Annotated in this window: 12 protein-coding genes and 1 rRNA gene; 12 read left to right on the forward strand and 1 reads right to left on the reverse strand. The window is 39.9% G+C overall.

Going from position 1 to position 19,051, the window contains the following annotated elements:
* The first annotated feature begins 16 nt into the window (after positions 1-16).
* The 6 genes from gltB (at position 17) to murQ (ending at position 9,844) form a co-directional block, all read left to right on the forward strand.
* Positions 17-4,546, forward strand: a complete 4,530-nt coding sequence (gene gltB, locus EHW90_RS04770) for a glutamate synthase large subunit (RefSeq protein ID WP_124951650.1) — start codon at positions 17-19, stop codon at positions 4,544-4,546.
* 12 nt (positions 4,547-4,558) lie between these two features.
* Positions 4,559-6,064, forward strand: coding sequence for a glutamate synthase subunit beta (locus tag EHW90_RS04775; RefSeq protein WP_124951652.1), 1,506 nt, complete (start codon positions 4,559-4,561; stop codon positions 6,062-6,064).
* Positions 6,065-6,253: 189 nt separating this feature from the next.
* Entirely contained in the window at positions 6,254-6,607 is a 354-nt protein-coding gene (locus EHW90_RS04780) for a PTS lactose/cellobiose transporter subunit IIA (protein ID WP_060931579.1), read from the forward strand.
* 26 nt (positions 6,608-6,633) lie between these two features.
* Complete coding sequence (locus tag EHW90_RS04785) at positions 6,634-7,476, forward strand: MurR/RpiR family transcriptional regulator (RefSeq protein WP_060931580.1); 843 nt, start codon at positions 6,634-6,636, stop codon at positions 7,474-7,476.
* A 21-nt stretch (positions 7,477-7,497) separates the two neighbouring features.
* Positions 7,498-8,943, forward strand: a complete 1,446-nt coding sequence (locus tag EHW90_RS04790; RefSeq protein WP_124951654.1) for a glycoside hydrolase family 1 protein — start codon at positions 7,498-7,500, stop codon at positions 8,941-8,943.
* Positions 8,930-9,844 (forward strand): N-acetylmuramic acid 6-phosphate etherase, encoded by a 915-nt coding sequence (gene murQ / locus EHW90_RS04795; RefSeq protein ID WP_124951656.1) that lies wholly within the window; start codon positions 8,930-8,932, stop codon positions 9,842-9,844. The genes EHW90_RS04790 and murQ overlap by 14 nt, the downstream gene beginning before the upstream one ends.
* A 143-nt stretch (positions 9,845-9,987) precedes the next feature.
* On the opposite strand, the gene EHW90_RS04800 is transcribed toward murQ, so the two are convergent.
* Complete coding sequence (locus tag EHW90_RS04800; RefSeq protein WP_124951658.1) at positions 9,988-11,703, reverse strand: IS1634 family transposase; 1,716 nt, start codon at positions 11,701-11,703, stop codon at positions 9,988-9,990.
* Positions 11,704-12,003: 300 nt separating this feature from the next.
* Here EHW90_RS04800 and EHW90_RS04805 point away from each other — a divergent pair, with 300 nt between their 5' ends.
* From EHW90_RS04805 to EHW90_RS04830, 6 genes are all read left to right on the forward strand, one after another.
* A complete protein-coding gene (locus EHW90_RS04805; protein ID WP_009445530.1) occupies positions 12,004-12,315 on the forward strand; it encodes a PTS sugar transporter subunit IIB in 312 nt (103 codons plus the stop codon).
* Position 12,316: 1 nt separating this feature from the next.
* On the forward strand, positions 12,317-13,666 hold the full coding sequence (locus tag EHW90_RS04810; RefSeq protein ID WP_124951660.1) for a PTS sugar transporter subunit IIC: 1,350 nt from the start codon (positions 12,317-12,319) through the stop codon (positions 13,664-13,666).
* Between the two features lie 23 nt (positions 13,667-13,689).
* Positions 13,690-14,793 carry a DUF871 domain-containing protein gene (locus EHW90_RS04815; RefSeq protein WP_124951662.1) on the forward strand — a complete coding sequence of 368 codons (1,104 nt, stop codon included), beginning with the start codon at positions 13,690-13,692 and terminating at the stop codon, positions 14,791-14,793.
* A complete protein-coding gene (locus EHW90_RS04820) occupies positions 14,793-15,662 on the forward strand; it encodes an N-acetylglucosamine kinase (protein ID WP_124951664.1) in 870 nt (289 codons plus the stop codon). Before EHW90_RS04815 ends, EHW90_RS04820 begins: the two co-directional genes overlap by 1 nt.
* A gap of 66 nt (positions 15,663-15,728) precedes the next feature.
* Entirely contained in the window at positions 15,729-16,757 is a 1,029-nt protein-coding gene (locus EHW90_RS04825; RefSeq protein ID WP_124951666.1) for an RNA ligase family protein, read from the forward strand.
* Between the two features lie 649 nt (positions 16,758-17,406).
* A 16S ribosomal RNA gene (locus EHW90_RS04830) occupies positions 17,407-18,938 on the forward strand.
* The last annotated feature ends 113 nt before the right edge of the window (positions 18,939-19,051 follow it).

The raw sequence follows: 19,051 nt of genomic DNA on the forward strand, positions 1-19,051 counted from the left end.
GTTTGGAGGAAATATTTTGAATTGTAACAAAGGATTATACAGAGCCGAATTTGAGCATGACAACTGCGGTATCGGTGCTGTTGTAAATATTAAAGGAAATCAGACACACGCTCTTGTGGATGACGCCTTGAAAATAGTAGAAAATCTTGAGCATAGAGCCGGAAAAGATGCAGATGAAAAGACAGGTGACGGTGTCGGAATTTTGACTCAGATTCCACATGATTTTTTTAAGAAGGTATGTGCTTTTGAAAAAATTGAGCTTGGTGAGGCAAGAAGCTATGCTGTAGGTATGTTCTTCTTTCCGCAAAACGAGCTTCAAAAAAGACAGTCTCAAAAGATGTTTGAGGTTATTACAAAAAAAGCCGGTCTGAAATTTTTGGGATGGAGAAAGGTTCCGGTTGTTAAGGCGGTACTTGGAAATAAGGCATTGGAGAGTATGCCTGAAATCTGTCAGGGATTTATAGAGAGACCTAAAAAAGCAAAGGAAGATATAGATTTTGACCGTATGCTCTATATAGTTCGCCGTGAGTTTGAACAGAGCAGTACACATACATATGTGCTTTCACTTTCTTGCAGAACTATTGTATACAAGGGAATGTTCTTAGTAGGTCAGCTTAGAACATTCTTTGAAGATTTGCAGGATAAGGACTACAAGTCTGCAATTGCAATGGTGCATTCAAGATTCTCTACAAATACAAATCCAAGCTGGGAGAGAGCACATCCGAACAGGATGCTTGTTCACAACGGTGAGATCAACACTATCAAAGGAAATGTTGATAAGATGCTTGCAAGGGAGGAGACAATGTCAAGTGTAAACTTCTCGGATGAAGCAATGACAAGTGTACTTCCTGTAATATCTTCAGAGGGTTCGGACTCGGCAATGCTTGACAACACACTTGAATTTTTGGTTATGTCCGGGATGGAGTTGCCTTTTGCAGCAAGTATCCTGATTCCGGAGCCTTGGGCACATAATGATACGATTTCACAGGAGGTGCGTGATTTCTATCAGTATTATGCAACAATGATGGAGCCTTGGGACGGTCCTGCATCAATACTTTATTCGGACGGTGATGTAATGGGGGCAATACTTGACAGAAACGGACTTAGGCCGTCACGTTACTATCTGACAAATGATGACAGACTTATTCTCAGCTCCGAAGTGGGTGTTTTGCCGATTGATGAAAGCAAGATAATAAAGAAAGAAAGACTCCATCCGGGAAAAATTCTTCTTATAGATACAAAGAAAAAAAGACTCTTTACAGATGAAGAACTGAAAGAAAGATATGCTACTAAAGAGCCTTACGGTGAGTGGCTTGATATGAATCTGCTCACAATGGATAAAATCAAGATGCCTAATGCAAAGGTAAAACATTTTGAAGATGAGGATTTTAAAAGATTGTTGAAATCCTTCGGATATAACTATGAGGAGTACACTGAAGAGATTGAAGCAATGGCAAGGACCGGTAATGAGCTTGTAGGTGCAATGGGTGTGGATACTCCGCTTGCGGTACTTTCAAAGGAGTATCAGCCTTTATTCAGTTACTTTAAACAGCTTTTTGCGCAGGTTACAAATCCGCCTATTGATTCTATCAGAGAGAAGATAGTTACTTCAATGTCCGTATATCTCGGAAAAAACGGAAATCTTTTATGTGAGCAGCCGAAAAACTGTAATGTATTAAAACTTGACAATCCGATACTTTCAGACCTTGATTTATTGCGTATCAGGAATATAAAAACTCCGGGATTTAAGGTGGCACAGGTACCGATTACCTATTATAAGAGTACTCCGATGGAGAGAGTACTTGATCATCTCTTTGTCGAGGTGGATAAGGTTTACAGAGAAGGAGCAAATATACTTATTCTCTCAGACAGAGGAGTGGATGAAAACCATGTCGCTATTCCGTCACTTTTGGCTGTAGCGGCGGTGCACGGACATCTTGTAAGGACAAAGAAAGCAACTGCAATGTCAATCATATTGGAGTCCGGAGAGCCGAGAGTGGTTCATCACTTTGCAACATTGCTCGGATTCGGTGCAAGTGCGGTCAATCCGTATTTGGCACATGCAGCTATCGAAAAGCTTTGTGCAAGTGATTTGCTTGAAAAAGATTATTATGCGGCTGTAAGTGACTATGATATGGCGGTTTCCACAGGTATTGTAAAGATTGCTTCAAAGATGGGAATTTCAACAATACAGTCATATCAGGGCAGTAAGATGTTTGAAGCTATAGGTATATCCAAGGATGTTATTGACAAATACTTTACAGGAGTTGTAAGTCCGGTAGACGGAATTACACTTGAGGATATTGAAAGAGCAACCGATGAGCAACACTCAAAGGCGTTTGATCCGCTCGGTTTGAATACGGATTTGACTATTGCAAGCAGAGGAATGCACAAGATGCGTTCAGGCGGAGAGGAACACAGATATAATCCTGCTACAATCCATATGTTGCAAAAGGCAACAAGAGACGGAAATTATGAAGAATTTAAGCAGTACACACAGATGGTTGACAAGGAAGAGACCGGATATCTTCGCAGCTTAATGGATTTTGTTTACCCTGAAAAAGGAGTAAAGCTTGAAGAAGTTGAGAGTGTGGACAGTATAGTAAGAAGATTTAAGACAGGTGCGATGTCTTACGGCTCCATTTCACAGGAGGCTCATGAGGCAATGGCCGTTGCCATGAACCGTCTTAAAGGAAAATCAAATTCCGGTGAGGGAGGAGAGTCTGATGAAAGACTTGAATCGGCAGGCACTAAAAATGACAGAAGCTCAGCCATTAAGCAGGTAGCGTCAGGTCGTTTCGGAGTTACAAGCAGATATTTAACTTCCGCAAAGGAAATTCAGATTAAGCTGGCACAGGGAGCAAAGCCGGGTGAAGGCGGACATCTTCCTGCAAAGAAGGTTTATCCGTGGGTTGCAAAGACAAGACATTCAACACCGGGTGTAAGTCTGATTTCACCGCCACCACACCATGATATTTATTCAATTGAGGATTTGGCACAGCTTATATATGACTTAAAGAATGCCAATAACAGAGCAAGGATTTCCGTAAAGCTTGTAAGTGAGGCAGGTGTAGGAACCATAGCTGCCGGAGTTGCAAAGGCAGGCGCACAGGTAGTGCTTATATCAGGATATGACGGAGGAACAGGTGCAGCACCGCTCAGTTCAATTCACAATGCAGGTTTGCCTTGGGAGCTTGGACTTGCCGAGACACATCAGACACTGATAAAAAACGGACTGAGAAAAAGAGTTATTATTGAAACTGACGGAAAGCTTATGTCGGGCAGGGATGTGGCTATTGCGGCAATACTCGGTGCGGAGGAGTTCGGTTTTGCAACAGCTCCTCTTGTTACTTTAGGATGTGTAATGATGAGGGTTTGTAATCTTGATACCTGTCCTATGGGCGTAGCAACACAGAACCCTACTCTTAGAAAAAGATTTATCGGAAAGCCTGAGTATGTTGAGAACTTTATGCGTTTTATTGCGATGGAACTTCGTGAGTACATGGCAAAGCTTGGAGTAAGAACCGTAGATGAGCTTGTAGGAAGAACGGACTTGTTAAAGAAAAAGAGTGAACTTACAGGTAAGGCTGCAAGAATTGATTTGAGCGGTATTTTATATAAGGAAACGGATGAAAATATAACATTTGATCCGGGTGCCGAGTATGATTTTAAACTTAATACAACAAAGGATGAAACTGTACTGCTAAAGAACAAATCAATCCTGGAGGCGATTGAAAAGGGAAAAAAGACAAAGCTTTCTATAGATGTAACAAATACCGACAGAACATTTGCAACTCTGCTCGGAGCACAACTTACAAGAGTTCACCACGATGGTCTTAGCGATGATACTATAACTATAGAGTGTAACGGAGCAGGAGGACAAAGTTTCGGTGCATTCATTCCGAAGGGGCTTACATTAAAGATTACAGGCGATGCAAACGACTATCTCGGAAAAGGACTTTCCGGAGGAAAGATTGTAGTCAAAGCACCAGGCAATGCAGGTTATGATCCGCATGAGAATATCATTGTAGGAAATGTTGCCTTTTACGGTGCAACTTCAGGTGAGGCTTATATCGCAGGTATGGCAGGTGAGAGATTCTGTGTAAGAAATTCAGGTGCAGTTGCGGTTGTTGAAGGTGTAGGTGAGCACGGATGTGAGTATATGACAGGCGGTAGAGCGGTTATACTTGGAAGTACAGGTAAGAACTTTGCCGCAGGTATGAGCGGAGGTATCGCTTATGTATATGATGAGGACAATAAGCTCTACAGAAATCTTAACAAAGGTATGGTTTTGATGGAGAAGGTGGAAAATAAGACCGACAGAGAAGAATTAAAGGCTATCATAGAAAAGCATTTTGAATATACAGGCTCAAAGAAGGCGGAGAGTATTTTGGCAAATTTTGATGAGAATTTGTCAAAGTTTAAGAAGATTATTCCTGAAGATTATAAAAAACTGATGGGACTTACCGTTATGTATGAGGAGCAGGGTATGAGCCGTGAAGATGCACAGATTGAGGCGTTCTATGCCGCAACCGGTAATAATTAAGAAAGGGTAATTATGGGAAAGACAACAGGATTTTTGGAATATAAGCGCAGGAACGGTGAGAGTATTCCTGCAGATAAAAGAATAAAAAACTTTGATGAGTTCCATGGCACTCTTTCACTTGAGGAGCAGAAAGAACAGGGAGCAAGATGTATGGCCTGCGGTGTTCCTTTCTGTCAGTACGGAGAGGCGATTGCGGGGATGACCTCAGGTTGTCCTCTACACAATCTTGTGCCTGAGTTTAATGACCTTGTGTACAGAGGCAGATGGGAGCAGGCATATGAAAGGCTTGCAAAGACTCACGGACTTGCAGAGTTTACATGTAAGGTATGTCCGGCTCTTTGTGAGAAGGCCTGTACCTGCAGTTTAAACGGTGAGCCGGTTTCAACTAAAGAAAATGAGAGAGCGATTATAGAATATGCTTTTGACAATGATTTGGTAAAAGAGCCTGTACCGAGTGTACGTACAGGTAAGAAAATAGCAATAATCGGAAGCGGACCTGCAGGGCTTGCAGCGGCACAGAGATTAAATCGCAGAGGTCATTTTGTAACTGTATTTGAACGCAATGACAGAGTCGGAGGATTGCTTAGATACGGTATTCCGAATATGAAGCTTGATAAGAGAATCATTGACAGAAGAGTAAAGCTTTTGGAAGATGCCGGAGTTGAGTTTATTTGTAATACAAATGTAGGAGTAGATATAAGCGCCAAGGAGTTGGAGCAAAAGTTTGACAGGGTTATACTTTGCTGCGGTGCTTCACAGCCGAGAGATTTAGCCGTTAAAGGCAGAGATGCAAAGGGTATATATTTTGCGGTGGACTTCTTATCTGAAGTAAGTAAAAAGCTTATGGATTTAAACTATGACAGTAAAAGGCTTATTGCAAGTAATGATTTCAGCTTTCAAAGCCTGAAGGATAAGAATGTTGTTATTGTAGGCGGCGGAGATACAGGTAATGACTGTGTAGGAACAAGTATCAGACTGGGTGCGGCAAGTGTTGTACAGCTTGAGATGATGCCGAAGCCTGAAAAACAAAGAAGTGCAAGCAATCCTTGGCCTGAGTGGCCGAAAGTCTTTAATGTGGATTACGGACAGGAAGAGGCAATCGCAAAATTCGGTAATGACCCGAGAGTTTATACTACTACAATAAAGGAAATTTTATCGGATGATAAGGGCCATGTGAAGTCGGTTATCACTGTTTTACTACAGCAGCAAAAGGATGAAAAGACCGGAAGAATGAATATGGTTGCGGTTGAAGGCAGTGAAAAGGAGCTTAAAGCGGATTTGGTGTTGATTGCGGCAGGATTTACAGGTGCACAGGATTATGTAAAGAAGGCATTTGATGCGGAGTCCGATGCAAGAGGTAATGTAAAGGCGGACAACACAAATTATGAGACATCAAGGCCGAATATTTTTGCGGCAGGAGATGTAAGAAGAGGTCAATCACTTGTTGTATGGGCAATGGCTGAAGGAAGAGCCGTGGCAAAGGCTGTAGACAAGTCATTGATGGGATATACAAACTGATTATTTGTCACTTATGTTATGAGTTACTCATAACATAGGTGACTTTTTTATTTAAATATATTTTAATAAAAGATTATATAATATATTGACATCTAAACAGGATTGTGATTAAATACACTTAGAAATAATATTTCTTTAAATAAAATATTTTTTGAAACAATATTTTATTTTGGAATGGTAGGAGATTTTATGAGAGAAGAAGATTATCAGGTTTCTTTTGAAATAATTGCTACTGCAGGTGACAGCAAGGGATATTCAATGGATGCGATATGTGATGCAAGAGACGGCAAGTTTGACTCGGCAAATGAAAAAATCAATGAGGCGAACAAAAGACTTCTAAAAGCACATGAGCTTCAGACCGATATGATTGCACAGGAAGCAGGTGGAGATCCTGTTCCTGTAAACATTATTCTTATACATTCACAGGATCACTTGACTATGGCGAATGTAGCCGAAGAGTTGGCCGAGGAAATGGTTTCACTTTATAAAACGATATATGATATGAAGGCTGAGATCGAGGAGCTGAAGAAAAAGATAAAATAACTATATTCTATAATTGGGGGTAGTACGTGGACATAGTATTGCGAATAAAAGAGGAATATAGGAAACTTACAAAGTCTGAAAAGAAAGTGGCTGATTATTTTATAGAGAATTATAAGGATGCTATAAATGAGAGCACGCAGTCTATAGCGGTTGCTACAGATACTTCTCCGGCTACCGTAATCAGATTTGTAAAAACATTGAAGTTTGACGGACTTCAACAGCTTAAGCTTGCGATTGCGGCGGATATGGACTCACAAAAGCCGGATATTACGGATGAGATAATACATCAAAAGGACGGACTAAGTGAGATAGTTGAAAAGAATAAGAGAAATCTGATAAACAGTATCGAAAGGCTGTACGCACTTATGGATTTGGAGCTTATAGAAAAGAGTGTGGACGCCATAGACTCCGCAAAAAAAGTGTATCTTTTCGGAGTCGGTGCAAGCGGTATTGTTTGTTATGATATCAATTATAAGCTTTCAAGGATCGGTAAGGATGTAGTCTTTAACAACGACATACATTTGCAATTGGTAAACTTAAACTTCATAACGAAGGAAGATGCCTGTGTCTGTGTAAGCTACAGCGGCAATACAAAGGAGACCGTACTTGTTGCCGAGATTGCAAAAAAAGCCGGTGCAAAGACGGTAGGTATATGTTGTTACGGAAGAAACGAGCTTTCAAAGATTTGTGATATCACCTTGAGAGTTCCGCATGATGAGAGAGAATTAAGACTCGGTGCTATTTCAAGCCGTAATACAACACTTACACTTTTGGATACCATTTATCTGGCTATAACACACAGACATTATCCGGATGTGCTTAATGATATCGAATCTACAAGAGATTTGATTAAGAAACTTAGAGACTGATTTTATAAAGGAAGTGAAAAAATGAGAATGCTTTGGGGAGGTGCAAGCGCCTCAAGTCAATATGAGGGCGGATTTGATCTTTTTAATAAAGGTATTGATACACAGGACTGCAGAAGATATGTAAAAAGAACGGACAACGCAACCACATCTACAAGACTTTTAACAAAGGCCGATATAGAGAGGGCAAAACATCCTTTGGAGGGAGACTTTTTCCCGGGAAGAAAGGGCAGTGAGGGACTCTCACATATAGATGAAGATATAGAGTACCTCAGTGAGCTCGGAATAGATATATACAGAATTTCAATTGCGTGGTCAAGAATATTTCCTACAGGTGAGGAGGAGACACCGAATGAAGATGCTCTTAAGATGTACGGAGATATTTTAAAGAAACTTAAGTCAAAGGGAATCAAGATATATCTGAGTCTTACACATTATGCGCTTCCTCTTGCTTTGGTGGAAAAATACGGCGGATGGAAAAACAGAAAACTTGTTGATTTGTACCTTAAGTACGCGAAGGTTATATTTGAAAAGTTCGGAGAGTATCTTGATTTTGTAGTACCTTTCAATGAGATAAATACAGGTTTTTTCAGTCCTTTTAACGGTCTCGGACTTCTAAGAGACGAAAACTTGGGCGGCAGCGGATATGATTTGAACGATATATTTGCAGGACTTCACAATCAGTTTATAGCTTCCGCAAAGGTGATAGAACTTGGAAGAAAGATGCTTAATGTTAAATTCGGATGTATGGCGGCATGCTTTTGCTACTACGGTTACTCATGTAATCCGCTTGACCAGTTAAAGACATTACAGTATGAACAGGTAAATCAGTGGTTCTTTACAGATGTTTTGGCGGCAGGCGAGTATCCTTACTATATGAAGAAGTACTTTAGAGATAACAATGTAAAGGTGGAGTTTTTACCGGGAGATGAAGAACTTCTGAAAAACAATACAGCAGATTTTGTGGGATTTTCATACTATCAGTCAAATGTGTGCGCATCCGAGGAAATGGAAAAGACTGCAGGTAATCTTGTGGTAAGTACAAAGAATCCGTATCTGAAAGCAAATGAGTGGGGATGGCAGATTGACCCTGTGGGCATGAGAATTTCCATGAACAAGATTTATGACAGATATAAAAAGCCTGTAATGATTACAGAGAACAGCTTCGGATACAATGATGTATTGGAAGAGGGCAATATCATAAATGACGACTACAGAATACAGTATTTAAACGACCACTTTGAGCAGATAAAGCTTGCCATAGATGACGGTGTGGAATGTCTGGCATATTTACTTTGGGGTATTGTCGATATAGTATCTGCCGGTTCACTTGAGATGACAAAGAGATACGGAGTGGTATATGTGGACGCCGACAACCTCGGTAACGGTACATATAAAAGATATAAAAAGAAGAGTTTTAAATTCTACAAGGATTTTATAGAAAAGGAGAAAAACAGTGTTAAGTCTTGACAGTTTGGATACAGAGAGAAGAAATATTAACACGATGAATCTTGACGAACTTTCCGCTGTAGAAATTATTGAAAAGATAAATCAAGAGGATGAAAAGATAGCCGACTGTGTAAAACCTGCCATTCCTGAGATAGGAAAGGCGGTAGAGTTTGCGGTTGACAGTATAAAAAGAGGCGGAAGGCTTATTTATATAGGTGCAGGCACCTCCGGAAGACTTGGTATACTTGATGCAAGTGAATGTCCTCCGACATACGGTGTACCGTTTGATATGGTAATAGGTATTATGGCGGGCGGAGATAAGGCGATGAGAAAGGCTGTAGAGGGTGCAGAGGACTCAAAAGAACTTGCCGTAAATGATTTAAAGGAACTGGGACTTTGTGAAAAAGATACTTTGGTAGGACTTGCGGCAAGCGGCAGGACACCATATGTAATAGGCGGTTTGGAATATGCCAAAAGTCTCGGAGCAAAAACTGTAGCTGTAAGTTGTGTAAAGAATGCAAAAATATCGGCACTTGCAGATGCTCCTATAGAGGTGGTTGTAGGTGCCGAAGCTGTGACAGGTTCTACAAGGATGAAAGCCGGAACGGCACAGAAGATGGTGTTAAATATGATTTCCACCACAACTATGGTAAAAATCGGCAAGGTATACCAAAATCTTATGGTAGATGTTGCGACAACCAATGAAAAGCTTAGAGTCAGAGCGCTCAATATAGTAAGTGAAGCTACAGGCATAGATAAGGAAAACTCAAAAAGACTTTTGGAGGAATCCGGATACGATGTAAAGGTGGCCATAGTGATGGGACTTGCAGGTGTGGATGCCATAAAGGCAAGACAGACACTTTCGGATAATGAGTTGAATGTCAGTGCCACAATAAAGAAGTTACTGAAAGCTAATAAATAGTTTGAAAATGATTTAAAATATTTTAGTAAATTCTTATGATCCCGTCTTTGACAGTTTTGAAAGATAAAATACCCTTCAAACCCTTTGTTTTAGCGGCTTTGGAGGGTATTTACATTTCGTTTTGAAACTAAAAAAATAGTATTTTATTTTCCCTTACTTTGTTTTTTAATTGTTCTCATTTGACTTTTTGTTATAAATTCAAAATCTGTATTAAAATGACAAATCTCATGTAGCTTATCTGTAAGCTCCGTTCTTTTATATAGCGGTATAAAACCTTGCTCTTTTACATACGCAAAATTAAAATCCTTTAAGGTTTTTAGAATCTCTTCACATGTATATTTGTGTTCTAAAGCTTTCTCAAGATATCTGTAAATAATCAATGCTAAAAAACAAGTTAAGAAGTGAGCCGTAATTCTGTCAACTCTTTGTAAGTACACAGGCCTTGCCTCAAACTCGGTTTTCATAATTCTAAAGCACTCTTCGATTTGCCATCTCTTTTCACTTATACTTAGTATTTCACTTACATTATCGTCAAGTAGGTCTGTTGAGACAGCATACATACCGTCATACTTAGTTTCTTCATCTATTTTATCTGTATTAAGAAAGTTATGTACATTTGCCTTTTCTCCATCATCAGTCACCGCAAGGCTACTAATAAACCTGGCAGGGTCATTAGGATTTCGCCTTTCTTTTTTGATGCTACCTTTTTCAAGCATTAGCTTAGCTCTGTCAACTTGTTTTTCTCTAATAGTTTTTTGGTATTTGGCATATTTAGGTGAATATGTGATGATAAGTCTCTGAGATAAATCTTTAGGCGTATACGGAGCATCTTTGTAATATATAGCCTCATCATCCCTTGATATTTCTGATAAATCTACTACTTTATCATCAGACAAACGTTTAAATCCTTTAGTGTCTAAAGCCCATTGTCTATCTTGTGCATTAAGCTTTTTTATAGATTGTGTAACGACAAAGGCTCTTTCGCCCATATGATTGTATTTTCTTATTTTTTCCGAACCGAGTCCTGCATCGCTACAGTAAATAAACTTTTGACAGTCAAACTCGTTTAAAATCTTTTCTTCAAGAGGTTTAATAGAAGTTTGCTCATTAGCATTACCCGGAAATAGAGAAAAAGCAAGAGGAATGCTGTCACCATCCATAAACATCCCCATTTGTACTATAGGGTTTGGTCTGTGTTCCTTACTTTTGCCATATTTCTTAATTCCGTCTTCATCTTCAATCTCAAAATAATAATTGGTGCAATCATAAAAAAGAATCTTATCATTGCGTTTTCCTAATAAGTGGCTGTTTTTATAAGTTTCAGATTGTATAAGGTCACATTCTTTAGCAAGTACATTTAAAGAACGGTACACGTCATGTAGTTGGTAAGACGGCAGCTCCAAAAAGTCCAGTGCACATTTATAACTTGAGCGTTTACTGGAAGGTTCAAGTATTCTTGAGTAAATCAAATCTGATAATATCGAGTTGATATCAAACTTGAAGCTATATTTATCCCTTATTTTTCTGCAAACTTTATCCAAGCCAAGTTTATAATAAAAGTATTGCAAAAACAGATATCCCCCACGATAGAAGACTTGTTGTTGAGGTTGAAGTCTTTTATTGGAGTTAAAAGAAATATTTACTGTTTTTTCTTCTTTATATTTTTGTGTTTCAAGTCTTGCCTCAGCACGAGCCCATTCCATTACATCATCTCTGGTAGGTCCGTGCTTTTTTAATAAATCAGCAAGCGTACCAAGTTTGCGTACATTAACAGAGGTGCTAACACCTTTGTCATTAATGAAACTTTTAGAAATATAGAATGACTCAGCATTTTTTGATTTTGATGTAGTAACTTTCATAGGGAACCTCCAACCCCTATTATACCACACAATACTATAAAATACTATATAATAAAACGAAAATTTTGACAAATTTTTCAACTAAGAAATATAGGCTATATGCGGGTTGTGAGACTTTTTTGAAGCTTATTTATGTAAACAAACTGTCAAAGACCCGGTTACTGAAAGCTAATAAATAGTTTGAAAATGATTTAAAATATTTTAGTAAATTCTTATGATATGTGGTAAAATATTTTACATTAAAAACATAAAATCTGATATAAAAAGAAAGCAAAATCAGATTTGGAAAGAAGGAGATATATGAAGGTATTATTTGTTTGTTCAGGCGGTATGTCATCAACAATCGCTGTAAACGCTTTGAAAAAAGAGGCTGCAAAGCATGGTGAGGACATTGATGTTCTTGCAATCGGCACTCAGGCTGTTGATGATGAGGTAAAGAACGGTTGGAATTGTGTAATGGTTGCACCGCAGATTCGTCACAGATTTGACAACATCAAGGCTGCAGCTGATGCACAGAATATTCCGTGTGCACTTATTGAACCTATGGCTTATTCACCGCTTGGTGGACCTAAGCTTTATACACAAATGAAAGGGTTAACAGGAGGAAACTAAAATGTTTGACAAAATTGCTGCATTCTTAGATAAAAATCTAAGTACACCAATGGCAAAGCTCAGTGAGCAAAGGCACTTAAGAGCTATAAGGGACGGTATTATCGCCACTTTGCCTATCGTAGTAGTAAGTTCACTTTTCCTTGTAATTGCGTTCTTACCTAACCAGATGCCGGCAAGCTGGGGTATTGCACAGTTCATAAAGGCAAATGCAGGCAGAATTCTGCTTCCATATCGTATGGCGATGTATATTATGACATTGTATGCCGTATTCGGAATCGGATTTTCACTGGCAAAGAGCTATGATTTGGACGGACTTTCAGGTGCCATTCTTTCAGAGCTTGCATTTCTTTTGACAGTTGTACCTGTATCATTGCCTGAGGCAACTGATGAAATTACAAACCTGGCTGCAAACAATCAGGCTTTGGCGGATTATATCAAGGCTGTTCCTGAAGGATGGCACCTGGGTATGTCGTATATCGGTTCAGACGGTATGTTTGTAGGTATTATTTCAGCATTTATCGCTGTAGAAATCTACAGATTCACACAGAAGTCAGGCTTTAAAATCAGAATGCCTGAGCAGGTTCCTGCATCGGTTGCAAGAAGTTTTGAGGCACTTACACCTACAGTTATCATTCTTCTTCTTTTCTCAACAGTCACAATGTGGCTCGGTATAAAGGTTCATGATATCGTAGGTTCTATTATCAGACCTATAGTAAATGTTGCAGATACACTACCTTCAGTATTGCTTCTTACATTCCTTGACTCATTCTTCTGGTGTTTCGGTATACACGGAAGCAGTGTAGTAGGAAGCCTTACAAGACCTGTTTGGCTTATGCTTCTTGAGCAGAACTCAAATGCATTTGCAGCAGGAGCAGCTATTCCTAATATCGCTCCGGAGCCTTTCTATCAGTGGTTTATTTACATCGGAGGTTCAGGAACAACTATCGGACTTGCAATTTTACTGCTTTTAAAATCAAGATCACAGTATGGCAAGACACTCGGTAAGGTAGCATTTGTACCTGCATTGTTTAACATCAACGAGCCGATGATTTTCGGTTGCCCGATCATTCTAAACCCTGTACTTTTGATACCTTTCGTACTCAATCCTATTATCTGTGCCGTAATCGCATGGATTGCAACAGAGCTTGGACTTGTAAACAGGGTTGTGGCTTCAGTGCCGTGGACTTTGCCGGGACCTATAGGTGCGTTCCTTGCAACAAACGGAGATATCAGAGCGTTGATATTGAATGTACTGTTGATAATATTGTCAATACTCATTTACCTTCCTTTCTTCAATAAGTATGATGCGGATTTGAAGAAGCAGGAGGACAGCGGAGAAGTTTCCGCATAAAAAAGATAGGGATAAGGAGAGTTATGCGTAGACTTGGAATATCGATTTATCCTGAAAAAGACAGTGTGGAAAATATTGTTGAATACATTAAGAAAGCCGGATCTTCCGGCTTTTCTCGTATTTTCTCATGCCTTTTATCGGTGAATAAATCAAAAGAAGAGATAATAAATGATTTTAGAGAGATTAACCTGTATGCAAAAAGATTGGGATTTGAAATAATAGTCGATGTATCACCGGCTGTTTTTGATAAGCTTGATATTTCTTATAAGGATCTGAGATTTTTTAAGGAGATAGGTGCGGACGGTCTGAGACTTGATATAGGCTTTACAGGACTTGAAGAGTCTTTGATGACTTTCAATGAATATGATCTTAAGATAGAGATAAATATGTCAAATGATGTGTCAACTATAGATACCATAATGAATTATGAGCCGAACAGGTACAATCTCTACGGATGTCACAACTTTTATCCGCATAATTACAGCGGACTCGGACTGGACTTTTTTAAGAGTTGTACAGGCAGATTTAAAAAATACGGGCTTAATACTGCAGCATTTATAACTACGAGGAATACAGGTTCATTCGGACCTTGGCCTACCGATTTCGGCCTGCCAAGTCTTGAGATGCATAGAAATATGGGCATTGACAAGCAGCTTAAGCATATGATTGCCCTTGGAGATATTGACGATATAATCATATCAAACTGCTATCCGAGCGATGAGGAACTTGAGAAGATTAAATGTATACCTCTTGACAGAGTATGCTTTGATGTAGAGTTATTGCCGGAACTTCCAAAACTTGAAAGGACTATAGTACTTAAAGAGATGCATTTTAATAGAGGCGATAAATCTGAGAATTTTATAAGGTCAACCGCCTCCAGAGTAAAGTATAAGGGCGAAAAGTTTGAGGTGATAAATCCGGCACCTATAAAAAGAGGTGATATTATAATAGAGAGTTCTCTCTACGGCCATTATGCAGGTGAGTTGCAGATTGCTCTAAGCGATATGGAAAATTCAGGTATGAGCTCGGTAGTGGGTCATATTGATAAGGATGAGTTGTTCCTTTTGGATTATATCAGACCGTGGCAGAAGTTTGCGATGAAGGAAGCAAAGATAGAGGAAGTATAATGACAAAAACTTATTATATAGGGATAGACGGCGGCGGAACAAAGACAAAGTTTGACCTCTTTGACTCTGATAAGAACAGTATTGCATCAATCACTATGGCTACAATTCATCCGGCACAGACAAGCTTTAAAGAAGCCGTATCTGTTCTTAACACAGCTAAAGAAAAATTACTTGCGAATATAAATGACAGGGATTATGTTTTGAAAGTCGGGGCGGGGCTTGGCGGATACGGTATAAACGCCGATTACAGAAAAAAACTGGAAGATGAATTCAGTACGGTTTTTGATGAGTTTAAGCTTTATTCGGATGCATATGCGGCAATGCTTGGTGCTCTTGCCGGAGAAGACGGTATTCTTATGATTGCAGGTACAGGGAGCATTGCTTTGGCTAAGGTAGGTGATGAGACCTTCAGGTGTGGAGGATTTGGCTACAGATACGGTGACGAGGGCAGTGCCTACAGCATAGGAAAGGCGCTTATATCAAGAGCGTTAAAGGAAGCTGACGGCAGGTTGGATAAGAGTATAATATCAGATCTTGTGGCGGATTATTTTGATAATATCGGCATTAATATAATAGCTACATCAGACTTTAGAAGAGATAAAATTGCAGGGCTGGCAGCGGCCGCATCAAAGTATGTAGAGAACAGTGAGAGTGTGAGAGATATTTTTTTGGCTGCGGCCAAAGAGATTTCTTTGCATATAAAGGCAATAGGCAAAAACTTTGAATCAGGCAAAAGAATAAAGTTAAGCTATATAGGCGGAGTCTTTAGATCGGAGTACATATTAGAATGTATAAAGAAAATGAATCAAGGTATTGAGCTTGTTGCACCGATATATCCGCCTGAAAAGGGGAGTATACTACAGGTATAATGTAAAGCGGATTGATTTTTGTTATAATGAGTATAAAGAAAAAGTTTTATTTTGTTGAGGTGAAAAATGGGAAAAAGAAAATTGGCCTCCATACAGTATGTACATAATATCACGCCTATAGAAGGCGCCGAAAAGATAGAATGTGTACATGTATTGGGATGGCAATGTGTTGCAAACAAAGATCAATTCAGCATAGGCGATAAATGTGTATACATGGAAGTGGATTCGTTTCTTCCCGTATGTGAACGCTTTGAATTCCTCCGGGCAAGCAGCTTTAAAGAGAATGAAATAATGGGAGAGGGATTCAGACTGAAGACCATGAAATTCAGAGGACAGATTTCACAGGGTCTGGTACAACCTTTAGAAATACTTCCTGAAGGTGAATATGAAATAGGAGATGATGTAACTGAGCTTCTTGGAATAAGAAAATGGGAGATAGAGGAGAGAGTAAGTAATGACGGTACAGTTATTGCGGAGTTTCCAAGTGAAATCTCAAAAACCGATGAACTTAGAGTACAGTCATATCCGGAGTTGATAGAAGAGTTTAAAGCTGTAAAGGGATACTATATAAGTACCAAAATGGACGGCTGCAGTGTAACTATGTACAAAAGAGGTGAACATTTCGGCGTATGCGGCAGAAATTATGAATATGCAGATGATGATAAATGTGCTATGTGGAAATATGCCCATAAGCATAGAATAGAAGAGAGATTAAAGGAAAATAATCTTGACAACATAGCTATTCAAGGTGAATTTTGCGGACCGGGCATTCAAAAAAACAGGTTGAAGCTGACCGAACCGGAGTGGTATGTATTTACAGTAACGGATATGAACACAAATAAAAGGCTTTCCCTATATAAGACCGAGGAGATATGTAAAGTGCTTGGCTTAAATATGGTTCCGATAGAGGAAGTGGAAGAAGAGTTTAAGTATAAAAACGTTGATGAACTTTTGGAAAGAGCAAAGGGAAAGTACGCTTCAGGTAAGAATAAGGAAGGTATTGTAATAAGACCTATAGAGGCGGTGTATTCAAATACCATAGCAGGCCCGCTGTCTATGAAAGTCCTTAATAACGATTATCTTTTGAAAGAGTAGTAAATTACTTTTTATATGGCTGCAGCGTTGGATATAAAAGTAATATCTAAGCTGCAGTCAAATTTTATTTAGGGTATGTCAGGACTTTATAATATAGGGCCTATAATTTTGCTTATAAGTTTTACAATTAATTTTAAATATAGCTTGACTTTGAAATAGGAAAACCGTATAATTAACACACTGCTTTTGCAGATGACTCAATTCGAATATCTGAACAATTTAAAAATAAATTAAATTGTTGTTGACAAGATATTGAATAGGTGGTATTATATCAGAGTTGTTTGAAAAGAGCAGCACAAACTTCAAATAATCTGAAAAAACTTTAAAAAAGTTATTGACAAGATAAAATGAGTTTGATATAATAATTAAGCTGTTTGAGACAGTGAAACAATGATCCATGATAATTTAAGATTAAACAGTACACACAACCCTGAAAATTCACATATTTTTCTTGGCGAGAACGAGCGAAGCGAAGTTCGAGTTTAGAAAAATAGTGCACCTCGTCGAGCGTAGCGAGACGATGGTGTTACATATGATTATGTAATGAGGTTTCAGAAAACAACGTTTAGATTCGAACAGAATTTAAAACCTTAAAAAACAGTAGATCTGTGAAAACAGATGCAAGCTAGCGACAGGCTAGATTAAACTTTTATATGAGAGTTTGATCCTGGCTCAGGATGAACGCTGGCGGCGTGCTTAACACATGCAAGTCGAACGAAGCTGCTAAAAGGAAGCCTTCGGGTGGAATTTTGGTAGACTTAGTGGCGGACGGGTGAGTAACGCGTGGATAACCTGCCTTATACAGGGGGATAACGGAGAGAAATTTCCGCTAAGACCGCATAAGACCACAGCACCGCATGGTGCAGGGGTAAAATATTTATAGGTATAAGATGGATCCGCGTCCGATTAGCTAGTTGGTGAGGTAGAGGCTCACCAAGGCGACGATCGGTAGCCGGCCTGAGAGGGTGAACGGCCACATTGGGACTGAGACACGGCCCAAACTCCTACGGGAGGCAGCAGTGGGGAATATTGGACAATGGGGGAAACCCTGATCCAGCGACGCCGCGTGAGTGAAGAAGTATTTCGGTATGTAAAGCTCTATCAGCAGGGAAGAAAATGACGGTACCTGACTAAGAAGCCCCGGCTAACTACGTGCCAGCAGCCGCGGTAATACGTAGGGGGCAAGCGTTATCCGGATTTACTGGGTGTAAAGGGAGCGCAGACGGCGAAGCAAGTCTGAAGTGAAATGCATGGGCTCAACCCATGAATTGCTTTGGAAACTGTTTGGCTTGAGTGTCGGAGGGGTAAGCGGAATTCCTAGTGTAGCGGTGAAATGCGTAGATATTAGGAGGAACACCGGAGGCGAAGGCGGCTTACTGGACGACAACTGACGTTGAGGCTCGAAGGCGTGGGGAGCAAACAGGATTAGATACCCTGGTAGTCCACGCAGTAAACGATGAATACTTGGTGTCGGGGAGGTAAACTCTTCGGTGCCGCAAGCAAACGCATTAAGTATTCCACCTGGGGAGTACGTTCGCAAGAATGAAACTCAAAGGAATTGACGGGGACCCGCACAAGCGGTGGAGCATGTGGTTTAATTCGAAGCAACGCGAAGAACCTTACCAAATCTTGACATACTCTTGAATAGTTTTGTAATGAAGCTAGTCCTTCGGGACAAGGGATACAGGTGGTGCATGGTTGTCGTCAGCTCGTGTCGTGAGATGTTGGGTTAAGTCCCGCAACGAGCGCAACCCTTGTCGTCAGTAGCCAGCAGTAAGATGGGCACTCTGACGAGACAGCCGGAGATAATCCGGAGGAAGGTGGGGATGACGTCAAATCATCATGCCCCTTATGATTTGGGCTACACACGTGCTACAATGGCGTAAACAAAGTGAAGCGAAGCCGCGAGGCCAAGCAAATCACAAAAATAACGTCTCAGTTCGGATTGTAGTCTGCAACTCGACTATATGAAGCTGGAATCGCTAGTAATCGCAGATCAGAATGCTGCGGTGAATACGTTCCCGGGTCTTGTACACACCGCCCGTCACACCATGGGAGTCATCAATGCCCGAAGTCAGTGACCTAACCGTAAGGAAGGAGCTGCCGAAGGCAGGGAGGATAACTGGGGTGAAGTCGTAACAAGGTAGCCGTATCGGAAGGTGCGGCTGGATCACCTCCTTTCTATACATTTTTCACTTAATGAAAACGAGCCGAAGGCGAAGTTTGAATTCTAGTGAAAAAGTAGTTCTTCATACGAACGAAGTGAGTATGATAGAACTTCCTATCATCTAAGA

It is taken from the genome of Lachnoanaerobaculum orale (assembly GCF_003862485.1).
In the GTDB taxonomy this organism is placed as follows: Bacteria; Bacillota; Clostridia; order Lachnospirales; family Lachnospiraceae; genus Lachnoanaerobaculum; species Lachnoanaerobaculum orale.

Bases quoted from the DNA above. Each gene is read 5' to 3' on its own strand.
- EHW90_RS04820 (WP_124951664.1), top strand. From the start codon at position 14,793: ATGACAAAAACTTATTATATAGGGATAGACGGCGGCGGAACAAAGACA.
- EHW90_RS04815 (WP_124951662.1), top strand. From the start codon at position 13,690: ATGCGTAGACTTGGAATATCGATTTATCCTGAAAAAGACAGTGTGGAA.
- EHW90_RS04790 (WP_124951654.1), top strand. From the start codon at position 7,498: ATGAGAATGCTTTGGGGAGGTGCAAGCGCCTCAAGTCAATATGAGGGC.
- EHW90_RS04805 (WP_009445530.1), top strand. From the start codon at position 12,004: ATGAAGGTATTATTTGTTTGTTCAGGCGGTATGTCATCAACAATCGCT.
- EHW90_RS04800 (WP_124951658.1), bottom strand. From the start codon at position 11,703: ATGAAAGTTACTACATCAAAATCAAAAAATGCTGAGTCATTCTATATT.
- EHW90_RS04825 (WP_124951666.1), top strand. From the start codon at position 15,729: ATGGGAAAAAGAAAATTGGCCTCCATACAGTATGTACATAATATCACG.
- EHW90_RS04775 (WP_124951652.1), top strand. From the start codon at position 4,559: ATGGGAAAGACAACAGGATTTTTGGAATATAAGCGCAGGAACGGTGAG.
- EHW90_RS04810 (WP_124951660.1), top strand. From the start codon at position 12,317: ATGTTTGACAAAATTGCTGCATTCTTAGATAAAAATCTAAGTACACCA.
- EHW90_RS04780 (WP_060931579.1), top strand. From the start codon at position 6,254: ATGAGAGAAGAAGATTATCAGGTTTCTTTTGAAATAATTGCTACTGCA.